Below are 14,220 nucleotides of genomic sequence, written 5' to 3'. Positions count from 1 at the left end.
CAGTTATAATGGGAGATATTAATGCAGAGAATTGAGCAGTTAAAGCTTGAACTAAGCAAAGCTATAAAAGAAAGCCCTGAATATATTGAATATAAAAGACTAGAGGCTATTATAGATAAAGACCCTAATTTAAAGAGAAGTATTGATGAGTTCAGAAGACAGAATTTTGATATACAGAATAGTGGTAAGGTTGATGATATATTTGCCGCACAGGAGGATCTTAATAACAGATATGCAGATATGAGAAGACAGGATATGGTCAACAGATATCTGCTGTCTGAGGTCTGTCTGTGCCGTATGGTTCAGGATATATGCAGAACTGTAGTTGAGACAATTGAATTCGATGTTGATTTCTTGAATAATTAATCATCATAACTATATTTAGTCGGACGGGAATGGATATTTGATTATGAATAATAAATCTATAAGAATGGTTGTTTCATTGTCACTTAATGCATTGTTTATTGCAATTGCTGTAGTAGTGGTTGTTATGTTTGGAACAAAAGCCTATACATTTGGTAACAATATATTTAATGAGAAGTCGGTGGACACAGTTGATAATGCCAAAGTGGTTGAAGTGACAATAGCTGATGGTGTAACAGCTAAGAGGTTAGCCAGCCAGTTATATGAAAAAGGTCTTATTAGTGATGAGAAAATATTTTATTTTCAGGTAAAGTTATCTGATTATAAAGATAAGTTTAAGGCGGGAACATACAGTCTTAATACAGGTATGAAGCCAACAGATATGATGAAGATATTAGCTGGCATCAGCACAACTGATACTGGTGATAGTGAATAAATATTAATGAGAGGTTTACTAAGGTGATTGTCAACGAAAGAATAGTAGCTTATATTAATTCTCTTGATAGAGGTAATTCACCAATCTGTAATACAATCGAAAAGGAAGCAATTGAGGACGATGTCCCGATTATTAGAAAAGAGATGGGCAATCTGCTAAAGGTGCTGCTTGGATTAAAGCAGCCACAGTCGATTCTTGAAGTAGGAACGGCAGTAGGTTACTCATCTATTCTTATGAGTGAGAATATGCCTGAGGGTTGTATAATTGATACAATAGAGAATTATGATAAAAGAATACCTATAGCCCGCAATAATTTCAAGAGGGCAGGAAAAGAGGATTGTATAAGGCTTATAGAGGGCGATGCTATGGAAGTCTTAAAAGAGCTGGAAGGTCCATATGATTTTATATTTATGGATGCCGCCAAGGGACAGTATATTAATTATCTGCCTGAAATATTAAGGCTTATGCCTAAGGGCGGACTTCTTATAACAGATAATATACTTCAGGAGGGTGAGCTTGTAGAGTCCAGATATGTTGTCACAAGGAGGGACAGGACAATACATACAAGAATTAGAGAGTATGTATATGAGCTTACACATAATGATAATCTTATAACTTCAATTGTACCAATTGGAGACGGAATTACATTGAGCGTTAAAAAATAAATGGAGGAAAATAATATGGCAGGACATTATTATAATGGCAGGGAACTTGAACTTTTAATACCAGCAAGCAGTCTTGAAGTATTAAAGATTGCAGTTATATTTGGTGCTGATGCAGTATATATCGGTGGAGAGGCTTTTGGCTTAAGAGCTAAGGCTAAGAATTTCTCAAAAGAGGATATGGTAGAAGGAATTAAATTTGCCCACGAAAGAGATGTTAAGGTGTATGTTACAGCTAATATACTTGCACATAACTATGACCTTGACGGAGCAAGGGAATATTTTAAGGAGCTTGATGTTATAAAGCCAGATGCAGTTATTATATCTGATCCGGGAATGTTCACAATTGCCAAGGAAGAACTTCACGATATAGATATTCATATAAGCACACAGGCTAATAATACTAACTATATGACATACCAGTTCTGGTGGAAACAGGGTGCTAAGAGAGTTGTAACAGCAAGAGAGCTTTCATTGAATGAGATTAGGAATATAAGAAAGAATATTCCTGATGAGATGGAGATAGAAACATTCATACATGGTGCTATGTGTATATCATACTCAGGAAGATGTCTTCTTAGTAGTTTTATGGCAGGAAGGGACGCTAACAGAGGTGCCTGCACACATCCTTGCAGATGGAAGTACGCTGTTGTTGAGGAGAACAGACCAGGCGAATATATGCCTGTATATGAGAATGAAAGAGGAACTTATATCTTTAACTCTAAAGATTTATGTATGATTGAGCATATTCCAGAGCTTATAGAGGCAGGAATTGACAGCTTTAAGATAGAGGGAAGAATGAAGACAGCCCTTTATGTAGCTACAGTTGCAAGAACATACAGACTTGCAATTGATGATTTCTTAAAAGACCCAGAACTTTATAAGTCAAGAATTCCATTTTACAAGTCAGAGATAAGCAAATGTACTTACAGACAGTATACAACAGGTTTCTTCTTTGGAAAGCCAGATGAAAATACACAGATATATGAAAGCAACACATACATTAAGGAATACACTTATCTTGGAATTGTAGGAGATAAGAACGAAGAAGGTCTTTACAATATAGAACAGCGTAATAAGTTCTCGGTTGGTGAGGAGATTGAAGTTATGAAGCCGGACGGAACTAATCTTTTAGTTACAGTTAAGCGGATAACTGACGAAAAGGGCGTTGATATGGAAAGCTGTCCACATCCTAAACAGCAGCTTTATATTGACCTTGGTGTAGAACTTGAAAGATATGACATTTTAAGAAGAAAAGAAGAATAATATATTAAGATTTATGTGCGTCAGTATGAATGAATAGTCCATACTGGCGTATTTTTATGTAATAGGAATTCCCAGTTGCATAAAAGGCACTATGTGCCGATGATGCACACTTGAGCAATATGCAATAAATTATATGGATATGCAATAAAGGTGTGTCCTACGCATAAAATATAGAAATATGTGTAGGGGTGCTTTTTCTTGAAGGTGTTTGAGAAACCATTGTCAGAGCAGGAAGAAAAAGAGATGTTAATAAGAAGCCGTAATGGGGATATAGAGGCTAGGAATATACTTGTAGAGAAGAATATGCGCCTTGTAGCACATATGATTAAGAAATATGCTTGTGCTGAGAAAGATACACAGGATTTAATATCAGTAGGAACAATAGGACTGATAAAGGCAGTTAATACCTTTAACCCTGATAAGAAAATCCGTCTTGCGACATATGCGGCAAAATGTATAGATAACGAAATATTGATGATGTTAAGAAATGATAAGAAGAAAATGCAGGAGCTGTCCTTATATGAGCCGATTGGCACTGATAAAGAGGGCAATGATATAACATTTATAGATGTTGTCGGTGATGAAACAAGAGATGATGTAGGCGAGATGCTTACAGCAGAGCAGTTAAAGTGCATATATGACAATATGGATAATATATTGACAGAGCGGGAAAAGACGATAATAATAGGAAGATTTGGGCTGTTTGGAAGTAAGGAAATGACCCAGAATGAACTTGCGGCAAAGTTAAACATAAGTCGCAGTTATGTAAGCCGTATAGAAAGGCACGCTCTTAACAAGTTATATGCCCTTTTGGAGAATAAAAAGTTAATAGGATAGCAAAACTTAACATAAAAACTACAAAATCGACAGCAGGGTATGGTATACTTATGCTTAAGCAGTAAGTCGTGCTGTGGCGGAGAAATATATCGCTAAGATGTCCGCCGCAGTCGGATAATACTGCCGTAATAGATAAAAGGAGTATTTAAAATGGATAATATCTCTGATGATAAAATAATTAACGATAATGCTACGAATAATGGCAGTAATAATAATACAGTTATAAGCAGACGTCTTGAGGCAGTACGTGGCATAATGAAAGAAAAAGGCGTGGATATCTATGTTGTAGTAACGGGCGATTACCACATTTCTGAATATGCAGGTGATTACTTTAAGGAAAGAGAATTCATTTCTGGCTTTTCAGGCTCAGCAGGAACAGCAGTTATAACAAGTGACACTGCAGTGCTTTTCACAGATGGCAGATATTTTGTGCAGGCTGAGAAACAGCTTAGCGGTACAGAGTATAAGCTTATGAGAATGGGAAGTGCAGGGGTACCTGCACTCAATGAATATTGCAGGGAACTTTTAAAAGAGGGAATGACAATAGGATTTGACGGAAGATGTGTACAGGCAGGACAGGGAATAGAATTTAAGAAAATGGCTGAATTTAACAAGGCACATTGTAACTATTCATTTGATGCCATAGAACAAATATATAATGACAGGGCAGAATTCCCACACAGCAAGGCGTTTTATCTTGATACTATGTATTCAGGAAAGACTATTAAAGATAAGCTTATTGATGTGCGTTGTGCAATGAAAGACAATATGTCAGATGTACATATTATTGCCTCGCTTGATGATATATGCTGGCTTTTTAATATAAGAGGCAGGGATGTACATTGTAATCCTGTTATTATGGCATATGCGGCAGTATATATGGACAAGACTGTTCTGTATACAGATATAGACAGGCTTGATGACTGTATAGATAAACTTATAGAGGCTGGCGTTGAGGTTAAGCCTTATAATGATATATATGAGGATATAAGAAGCATAGCAGGACATAAAGTGCTTATTGATAAAAAGAGGGTTAATACAAGATTATATCTTTATGCTAAGGACAATGATAAGATAGAACTTGTCGAAAAGGAAAATCCAGAGGTTCTCCTTAAGGCAGTGAAGAATGACATAGAAATAACCAACCTTAAGAATGTACATATTGATGATGGTCTTGCCGTGACAAGATTTATATTCTGGCTTAAGAAGGCAGTTAAATCAGGACAGACAATAACAGAAGCATCAGCGGCAGAATATCTTGATAATCTTAGAAGTGGTATAAAGGATTACATTGAATTAAGCTTTGATACAATAAGTGCATACGCTGATAATGCGGCAATGATGCACTATCAGGCTTCAAAGGATAACTGCAGTACGCTAAAGCAGGAGGGGATGCTTTTAGTTGATTCAGGTGGACAATATATGCGTGGAACAACAGATATTACAAGAACTATTGCGTTAGGTGAAGTTACAGATGAGATGAAGAAGTGCTATACGCTTACACTTAAGGGAATGTTGAATCTTGCCAATACAAGGTTTCTTCACGGCTGTACCGGATATAATCTTGATATAATGGCAAGAGCTCCGTTGTGGAATGAGAATATTGATTACAGATGTGGAACTGGTCACGGAGTTGGTTATCTTTTAAATGTCCACGAAGCACCTAATGGATTTAGGTGGAAGCATATACAGGGGGTAAATGACCTTGCTGTATTAACACCGGGTATGGTAACATCAGATGAACCCGGAGTGTATGCTGATGGCAGATTCGGAATAAGAATTGAGAATGAAATAATAGTTACAGAGGATAAGGAAAATGAATATGGCAGGTGGCTTAAGTTTGAAATGCTTACTATGGTTCCTGTGGATTTAGACCTTGTTGATGTACAATATCTTAGCTATAAAGATATAGAACAGCTTAATAATTATAATAAACAGGTGTATAATGTGTTAAGCCCATATATGAAAGGTGAGGAATTAGAACAGCTTGTATATAGCACAAGAGAATTGTAAGGAGGCTTTTGGTGTATGCAGATTAAAGAGTTTAAAGAAAAAGAAGTAGATGTGAAGGATAAGTCTTTGAGCAATAAAGTATATTTTGCTGTTGGTGGAATAGTCCTTGCAGTGATATTGATAGTTGCAGTATTTATAAATGTTAATGAATTTGACATAAGAGATTATATAAAGCCTGTGTATACAGGTGCTGACGGATATGCTTCGGTGACATTTGTTGTAGATGAAGATGCACTGTCTAATAAGCTTTTAGGAAAGAAAGCTGATGACGATAAGAAATATTATGTTAGAAAGTTCATTGAATCAATAAATGTATACACAACAGATACCGATATTAAAAATGGTGATAAAGTCCACTGCGAGATAGAATTTAATGATACTTATGCAGATAATGCAGGTGTTGATATTAATAAGAAGCAGTATACTTATAAGGCTAAAGGCATTAATGCAGGTGCAAAGATAGACATATACAGCGGGGTTGATGTAACATTTTCAGGAATAAGCCCTGATGCCAGAATTATAATAGACAATGACTGGGATGATGATTATCTTAAGACACTTACATTTACTGCGGACAAGGCATCTTCAATTAAGCTTAATGACAGTATTAAGGTAAGCTGTGATGTATCTTATGAAGATATGGCAAGGCACGGCATACTTGCCAAAGCCTGTGAGATGACTTATACAGCAGATAAACTTGCTGCTTACTGCGATGATTATACTAAAGTTAATAAAGATGTTATGGCTGACATATATAAAGAGATTAAGGAAACTATCACTAAAGAAACAGAAGATGCAACCTACAGAATGTTGTATGTGGCAACAGGCAACACAGATTACCTGTATCATCTTAATGAAGAAAATGTATCTGATGTCAATATTGATGCGGCGTATTTCCTTAAGGCTTTGGCAGCAGGACAGGAAGCGGATAATTATATTATCGTTCAGGCATCGGCTGTTGTAAGTGATAATGAGAGCAGTGAGCCTGTCAGCTATGTATTCAGATATGCTAATGCGTATATCACAGTTGATGGTGATTTTAATGTAGGACACGATAACCAGAATAAGCGTTTTATATGCGGAACAGACAGAGGGGTACTGTATGAGGAGTATATAGGCGCCCTTTCAGATAATTACAGCATAGACAGAATAGACAATAATTAATAGCTGGCGTTACAGCATACAGAGAAATTAATAGAAACAGTCGAAGAATAGATAATAATTAATATTTGCTGTTATAGTGTGCAGAAGAATTAATAAAAGTAATCTAAGAACAGATAGTAATTATGGATACAGTGGGAGGAAGTTGAATTGATAACAGTAGAACAACTTTTGATGACAGCGAGGGAAGAAGGCGCGTCAGATGTGCATATTACAGTTGGTGTGCCTCCAAGAATGAGAGTGAACGGACGAATTGCTAATCTTGATTATCCAAGCTTGTCAGAGACAGATTGTAGTAAGATAATATACAGTATAATGGATGACAGGCAGATGGAACTGTTCAGGGATAATAAGCAGATTGAATTTGCATTGTCAGTGCCTAAGGCAGGAAGATACAGAGTCAGTGCATTTATGCAAAAAGGGCTTCCTGCCTGTGCAATACGACTTGTAACAGACAGTGTATCAGCACCAGGGGATATAGGTGTTCCTAAAGAGTTGATTGACATATGTGATAGCGAAAGCGGACTTGTTATTCTTGGCGGAGTGGCAGGAAGCGGTAAATCTACGACAATTGCCTCGATTATTGATTATATTAATGAGAATAAATGTGTTCATATACTGACATTGGAAGACCCTATTGAGTATGTACACACCCATAAAAATGCTATTGTGAACCAGCGTGAGGTAGGCATAGATGTGGCTTCTTATGATGAGGGGCTTAAGCTTGCAATAAGAGAAGATGTAGATGTGATTCAGGTTGGAAGAATGAGTGAGCCAGATACGGTTAAAGCAGTAATAAAAGCGGCTAAAGCAGGAAGTTTTGTTATTGCTGCTGTTGATGTCGCTGGTACTAAAGATATAATTCAGAGCATTATTGATGAATTTCCTCCTTCAGAGAAAGAGAAGATAAATACACAGCTTAAGGAAGTCTTAAAAATGGTTGTGTCACAGAAGTTAATACAACAGGATAAATATGGCATAAAGGCTTCTTTTGAGATATTAAAGATTAATTAAGAAAATGAGGGTTAAGATGACAAAGCTTGAAGAAATAATATCTTGTATTAAAGGAAACAGTGTGTATGTACAGATGCACAATTTTCCAGATCCTGATGCTATAGCAAGTGCATATGGTATGAAGTATCTTTTAAGAGCAGAAGGGATAGATGCACAGATTGTATATAAGGGCAGTATTGAAAATACAGTTACCGCAAAGATGGTAAAGCTTCTTAATATTGATATTCTTGAAGTAAAAAGTGCCTGGGAACTGGATTGTAACAGAGAAGTTATTATTGTTGATGCACAGAATGGCAATGCCAACATAATAGATATGCACTCAGACAAGACAATCTGTATAGACCATCACCCAGTATATAATGACAGCAAATATGTATTTAAGGACATAAGACCAGATGTCGGGGCATGTGCTTCAATCATAGCTTCGTATTATATAGAAAATGATGTTGTTATTGATATTCATATGGCAACGGCACTGCTCTATGGAATAAAGGTTGATACAGCAGATATGAAGCGTGGTGTTACAAAGCTGGATCTTGATATGTTCTATTATCTTTACAACCGTGCAGACCATAAAGTTCTTAATAATCTTGACACAAGCGTAAGACAGTATGACGATTTAAAAGCTTATGCCTATGCAATTGCCAATGTTGATATACAGAATGACATCTGTTTTGCCAGTGCAGGGGACAACTGCAAGGAGTCATTGATTGCCTCTATATGCGATTTTATAATGTCTTTGGATGGTGTTAATCTTGCAATAGTATATTCGGCTAAAGAAGAGGGTATAAAGCTGTCAATAAGAAGTAATGGAAGCTACGATTCGGGAAGAATATCTAATAAAGCATTATGTGATATAGGTAATGGTGGCGGACACGAGCATATGGCTGGTGGTTTTATAAGCTATGATAAGTTAGAAAGAAAAGATGCCGCAGGCATAAGAGAAATCATAAAAAACAGATTTATGTCAGAAGTTAATAAAGTAAATAAATAATAAAAAAGACTTGCATAATATGTATACATATGATATATATAATATATTGAAATACATATTATGCCAGTCGATAATAATAATATTTCAATATTAGTAATCTTAGGCAGTATGTCTTAAGATTAGTGAGTTATCGTTAATGAATAATTAGTTAATATTAACAATTAACAGGCTGATATTGATGATTAGTGAGTTGTTGTTAATAATTGCTGAGCAGTTATTAATGAGTATTCTTTGGTAATATTATGCTCTATAATATTACATTCCCAATTATTTAAAATGTTACAACTAAATAGTATTGCAGGGACTTATGATTATTGTAGTTATTATAATCGTTTTAGTTATGGCTATAGCTTTAGTTATAGTTGTAGTGATAAGTTTGAGAAAGGAAAAGGGTGAGATGTGTTTAGCAGAGTGATAAGTGCGGCTGTATACGGAATTGATGCATATATTGTTAATGTAGAAACAGACGTTGGTTTTGGACTTCCGACATTTGATATGAGTGGAGCACTTGGGTCTAAGGTAAGAGAGGCGAAAGACAGGGTCAGGGTGGCGATTAAGAATTCGGGTATTGAACTTACACCGCAGAAGATAGTTATTAATATATCGCCAGCCAATATAAGAAAGGAGGGCACAATATACGACCTTCCAATTGCAATAGGGATACTGGCGGCAAATGGCTGTTTTGATTTAAAGATATTGGAAAATGTATTGATTATAGGCGAGGTAAGTCTTGACGGAAGCATTAATCCGGTTAAAGGAGTGCTTCCTATGGTATGTGCGGCTAAAGAGGCAGGAATTGACAACTGCATAATTCCGAAGGCTAATATAGCAGAGGGCAGAATTATGAATAATATTAATATATATGGAGTTGAAACGCTAAGCCAGACTATAGAGATATTAAAGAATATAGCCGTAATAGATGGAAGTAGAAAGAATATAAAGCAGGCTGATGTGAAATCTGGTGAATGTAATAAGTCAGATGGCAACATTAATAATGATACTTATAATGTATTGGAACGCTCGCGGGTTAAGTTTACATATGGTTCAGAAGTGAAAAATAATAATCACTCGTGCAGTTATAATATTGATTATAGTGATATATCAGGGCAGGAAGCTGCAAAGCGTGCAACGATGATAGCTGTATCAGGTATGCATAATATAATGTATATAGGTCCACCAGGGAGCGGCAAGACAATGCTTGCCCAGAGAATACCGACAATAATGCCGGATATGGATTATGAGGAGCAGTTAAGGCTTACGAAGATATATAGTGTCGCAGGACTGCTGGATAGTGAGGGTGGAATTATGGTAAAAAGACCATTTAGAAATCCACACCATACAATAACACAGGCGGCGTTGCTTGGAGGAGGAGCTGTGCCAAGACCGGGAGAAATAACGTTATCGGAGGGTGGTGTGTTATTTTTGGATGAGATGACGGAATTTAATCAGGTTATTATGGAAGCGTTAAGACAGCCTTTGGAGGATAAGGTTATAACGCTTGTAAGGGTTAATGCAGCGTATACATATCCAGCACATTTTATGCTTGCAGCAGCTATCAATCCGTGTAAATGCGGCTATTATCCTGACAGGAACAGGTGCCATTGTTCGGAATATGACATAAGAAGATATATAGGAAGAATAAGCAATCCTATGTGGGACAGATTTGATATGTGTGTTAAGGTTGATGAGGTATCCTATGAAGTTATGAGGAATAAGGGAAATGTGGATACTATATATAATTCTACCGATATGAAAAATAAAGTTGAAGCCGCAAGACAAATGCAAAAGGACAGATTCAAAAAGCTTGATATTAATTATAATTCGCAGATGGGAGTGAGGGAAATACATAAATACTGTACATTGAATGTGGAGTGCAATGAGCTTATGGAGAGAATGTATAAGCAGCACAATATGAGTGCCAGGGCATATAATAAAGTTCTAAAGACAGCAAGGACAATCGCTGATCTGAAGGGAAGTGTTAATATAGAAAAAGAGCACCTTACGGAAGCATTATTCTATAAGAACTGTGAGGTGAAAAGTTGATAAAATATGATGAATTTCTTGAAGAATATTACTGGTATTGGCTTAATAATATTAGAAACATAGGAAGAAGAAAGATTAGTAAGCTGTTGAAAAGATTCGATTCCCCTAAGGAAATATATAACGCTGGCTCAGAATATTTAAAATGCTGCGGATTGTCTTGCAAAGATGCAGAAAATATAATCAGCTCAGTTAAAGATGAACAGATATATAGGGATTATAATGCCTTAGTGAAAAGCAGTATTAAATTCACACATCCGGGGAAAGCGGACTATCCTGCACAGCTTATGGAAATATATGATTATCCATATGGACTATATTATAATGGAAAGCTTCCTGACAGTGATAAGCCTTCAGTGGCAATTGTAGGTTCGAGGCAGGCAAGTCAATATGGAATGATGGTAGCGGCCAGGCTGGCATATGAGATGTCTTCATATGGAATACAGATTATAAGTGGCATGGCTGTTGGGATAGATACTGCCGCACATAAAGGAACACTTGATAATTCAGGATATACTTGTGCAGTATTAGGAAGTGGAGTTGACATTTGTTATCCAGCTTGTAATATAGGGCTGTTTACTGATATAAAAAAGACTGGTGGTGTAATGTCAGAATATCCGGCAGGAGTAAAACCGGTCTGTGGACAGTTTCCGGAAAGAAACAGATTAATAAGCGGTCTGTCTGATGCAGTTGTAGTTGTTGAGGCAAGGGCAAAGAGTGGTTCGTTAATAACTGTAGACCAGGCGTTAGAGCAGAATAAGGATGTATATGTTATACCGGGGAGAGTTGGAGATTCATTAAGTGAGGGCTGTAATGAACTTATAAAATCAGGAGCTTATATAATGACTAAAGCTGAGGATATATTAGAGTGTGACAGGATAAAAAATAAGCTGTCAGGCATTAACGGTATACCGGAATATCTGCAAAAGTTGGAATCTGTATCACAATTTGAACTTGCAACACCTAAAAATATGGTGTATAGTTGTGTGGATTTGTATCCAGTGGGTATTAATGAACTAATTAATAAGACAGGATTATCATTACAGACAGTAAGCGGTGCCTTAGTTGAATTGGAATTAGAGGGTAAAATCAAAGAGACTGCACATAATTGTTATGCAAGAGTGTAGCTTTTGGTTAATACTAAAAGACAGTAGAATATATTGTTTTGTTAGAGATTAGGCATTGTGGTAGCATATATTAAAGGAGTTAATATTAATGGCAAAGTATCTTGTAATAGTGGAATCACCAGCAAAGGTGAAGACAATTAAAAAGTTTTTGGGTTCTAATTATGAAGTTATGGCATCTCAAGGGCATGTAAGAGATCTTCCGAAAAGCCAGATGGGAATAGATGTAGAGAATGATTTTGAGCCTAAATATATTACAATCCGTGGTAAAGGCGAGATACTTGCCGCACTTCGTAAGGAAGCCAAGAAGGCTGATAAAGTATATCTTGCAACCGATCCCGATAGAGAGGGGGAAGCTATATCGTGGCATTTGTCTAAGGCGTTAAAGTTGGAAGATAAGGATATATACAGAATAACATTTAACGAAATTACTAAGACAGCAGTTAAAGCAGCTATAAAAGATGCAAGAAAGATAGATATGAATCTTGTTGATGCACAGCAGGCAAGAAGGGCTCTTGACAGAGTTGTTGGCTACAGTATAAGCCCTGTACTCTGGGCTAAAATAAAGAGAGGTCTTAGTGCAGGACGAGTACAGTCTGTGGCATTGAGAATAATATGTGACAGGGAGAATGAAATAGATGCTTTTATTCCAGAAGAATACTGGACAATGGATGCAGTCTTAGACGTAGAGGGAGAGAAAAAGCCAGTAACTGCCAAGTTCTATGGTGATGTCAATGGAAAGATTGATATCAAGAATAAAGAACAGATGGAAGATATCAAGAAAAAGCTTGAAGGCTGTGAGTACAGCGTTGACAGCATAAAGAGAGGGGAGAAGATTAAGAAGTCCCCACTTCCATTTACAACAAGTACATTACAGCAGGAGGCTTCAAAGACACTTAACTTTGCTACAGCCAAGACTATGCGTATTGCACAGCAGTTATATGAAGGCGTTGATATTGCCGGCAAGGGAACTATTGGTGTCATAACATATTTAAGAACTGATTCTACAAGAGTTGCAGAGGAAGCACAGGCAGCTTCAAAGGAATATATTGAAGCTAATTATGGTGCAGAGTATCTTATGAAAGATGACCTTAAGAAAAAAGAAGATAAAAAGATACAGGATGCCCATGAAGCGATAAGACCAACTGATATTACACTTACTCCAGTTGTTATTAAAGAGTCGTTATCAAGGGATCAGTTCAGATTATATCAGCTTATATGGAAAAGATTTGTTGCAAGCCAGATGGCACAGGCTGTATATGAGACAACTTCTGTTAAGATAGCTGCTGGTGATTACCGCTTTAATATATCAGCTTCAAAGCTCTCATTTGATGGTTTTATGTCTGTATACAAGAGTGATGATGACAAGGAAGAGGCTAATGCTTTAGTAAAATGTATTGATGAGAATTCAAAGCTTTCTTTGGAAGAACTTAAGGAAGTACAGCATTTTACACAGCCACCAGCACATTTTACGGAAGCTTCATTAGTAAAGGCTCTTGAGGAGCTTGGAATAGGAAGACCAAGTACTTATGCTCCTACAATATCAACTATAATTGCAAGACATTACATCGCTAAGGAACAGAAAAATCTTTATGTAACAGAGCTTGGAAAGGCTGTTAATGACTCAATGATGAAAGCATTTCCGCAGATAGTTGATGTCAACTTTACAGCTAATATGGAGTCGCTTCTTGATGGAGTTGCTGACGGAGATGTTAAGTGGAAAGAGCTTATAAAGAATTTCTATCCAGATTTAAAGGAGTCTGTTGATAAGGCAGAAAAGGATCTTGAAAATGTAAAGATAGAAGATGAAGTTACAGATGTAATATGTGACCAATGTGGACGTAATATGGTTATAAAATATGGTCCACATGGCAAGTTCTTAGGGTGTCCTGGATTTCCAGAGTGCCACAATACCAAGCCATATCTTGAAAAGATTGGTGTTGCCTGCCCAAAGTGTGGTAAGGATATAATTCTTAAGAAGACTAAGAAAGGAAGGATGTTCTATGGTTGTGAGGGATATCCGGAATGTGATTTTATGAGCTGGCAGAGACCATCGGATAAGAAGTGTCCTAAGTGCGGTGGCATAATGCTAATAAAAGGCAACAAGCTTGTATGTGCCAATGAAGAGTGCGGTTATATATTAGATACTGCTAAAAAATGATAATTGATATGTAACATATATCAAATTAAAAAGTGATAATGAACAATTTGGGTATGTTTTACAGAGAATTGTCAGATAAAATGTGGTAAATTAGTTGAAAATTCAAAAGTTGTGTGATAGTATTTGATTATACAGATGTTTATCGGTGT

The 14,220-nt window shown here is 36.5% G+C and carries 12 protein-coding genes; all 12 read left to right on the top strand.

The window, feature by feature from the left end; translation table 11 throughout:
* Positions 1 to 21 precede the first annotated feature (21 nt).
* The 12 genes from BM157_RS02705 (at position 22) to topA (ending at position 14,071) form a co-directional block, all read left to right on the top strand.
* Positions 22 to 366, top strand: coding sequence for a YlbF family regulator (locus BM157_RS02705; RefSeq protein ID WP_022502729.1), 345 nt, complete (start codon positions 22 to 24; stop codon positions 364 to 366).
* A gap of 43 nt (positions 367 to 409) precedes the next feature.
* Positions 410 to 799, top strand: coding sequence for an endolytic transglycosylase MltG (locus BM157_RS02700; RefSeq protein ID WP_022502728.1), 390 nt, complete (start codon positions 410 to 412; stop codon positions 797 to 799).
* A gap of 23 nt (positions 800 to 822) precedes the next feature.
* Complete coding sequence (locus BM157_RS02695; RefSeq protein WP_022502727.1) at positions 823 to 1,464, top strand: O-methyltransferase; 642 nt, start codon at positions 823 to 825, stop codon at positions 1,462 to 1,464.
* Positions 1,465 to 1,479: 15 nt separating this feature from the next.
* A complete protein-coding gene (locus tag BM157_RS02690) occupies positions 1,480 to 2,727 on the top strand; it encodes a peptidase U32 family protein (RefSeq protein ID WP_022502726.1) in 1,248 nt (415 codons plus the stop codon).
* 198 nt (positions 2,728 to 2,925) lie between these two features.
* Positions 2,926 to 3,564, top strand: coding sequence for an RNA polymerase sporulation sigma factor SigK (gene sigK, locus BM157_RS02685; RefSeq protein WP_022502725.1), 639 nt, complete (start codon positions 2,926 to 2,928; stop codon positions 3,562 to 3,564).
* 150 nt (positions 3,565 to 3,714) lie between these two features.
* On the top strand, positions 3,715 to 5,577 hold the full coding sequence (locus BM157_RS02680; RefSeq protein ID WP_055307036.1) for an aminopeptidase P family protein: 1,863 nt from the start codon (positions 3,715 to 3,717) through the stop codon (positions 5,575 to 5,577).
* A 15-nt stretch (positions 5,578 to 5,592) separates the two neighbouring features.
* Positions 5,593 to 6,741 (top strand): hypothetical protein, encoded by a 1,149-nt coding sequence (locus BM157_RS02675; protein ID WP_090139848.1) that lies wholly within the window; start codon positions 5,593 to 5,595, stop codon positions 6,739 to 6,741.
* A gap of 147 nt (positions 6,742 to 6,888) precedes the next feature.
* Positions 6,889 to 7,752 carry a type IV pilus twitching motility protein PilT gene (locus tag BM157_RS02670; RefSeq protein WP_147581261.1) on the top strand — a complete coding sequence of 288 codons (864 nt, stop codon included), beginning with the start codon at positions 6,889 to 6,891 and terminating at the stop codon, positions 7,750 to 7,752.
* A gap of 16 nt (positions 7,753 to 7,768) precedes the next feature.
* Positions 7,769 to 8,746: a DHH family phosphoesterase gene (locus tag BM157_RS02665; RefSeq protein ID WP_022502721.1), complete on the top strand. Its 978-nt coding sequence runs from the start codon at positions 7,769 to 7,771 to the stop codon at positions 8,744 to 8,746.
* A 399-nt stretch (positions 8,747 to 9,145) separates the two neighbouring features.
* Entirely contained in the window at positions 9,146 to 10,789 is a 1,644-nt protein-coding gene (locus tag BM157_RS02660) for a YifB family Mg chelatase-like AAA ATPase (RefSeq protein ID WP_318255767.1), read from the top strand.
* The gene (dprA, locus tag BM157_RS02655) at positions 10,786 to 11,913 is read left to right on the top strand and encodes a DNA-processing protein DprA (RefSeq protein ID WP_022502719.1); all 1,128 of its coding nucleotides are present in this window, start codon (positions 10,786 to 10,788) and stop codon (positions 11,911 to 11,913) included. The genes BM157_RS02660 and dprA overlap by 4 nt, the downstream gene beginning before the upstream one ends.
* An 88-nt stretch (positions 11,914 to 12,001) precedes the next feature.
* Entirely contained in the window at positions 12,002 to 14,071 is a 2,070-nt protein-coding gene (topA, locus tag BM157_RS02650) for a type I DNA topoisomerase (RefSeq protein ID WP_090139846.1), read from the top strand.
* The last annotated feature ends 149 nt before the right edge of the window (positions 14,072 to 14,220 follow it).

It is taken from the genome of [Lactobacillus] rogosae (assembly GCA_900112995.1).
Taxonomy (GTDB): Bacteria; Bacillota; Clostridia; order Lachnospirales; family Lachnospiraceae; genus Lachnospira; species Lachnospira rogosae.
Note: the sequence above shows the minus strand (reverse complement) of the source record. Positions and strands in the feature narration are given on the sequence as shown.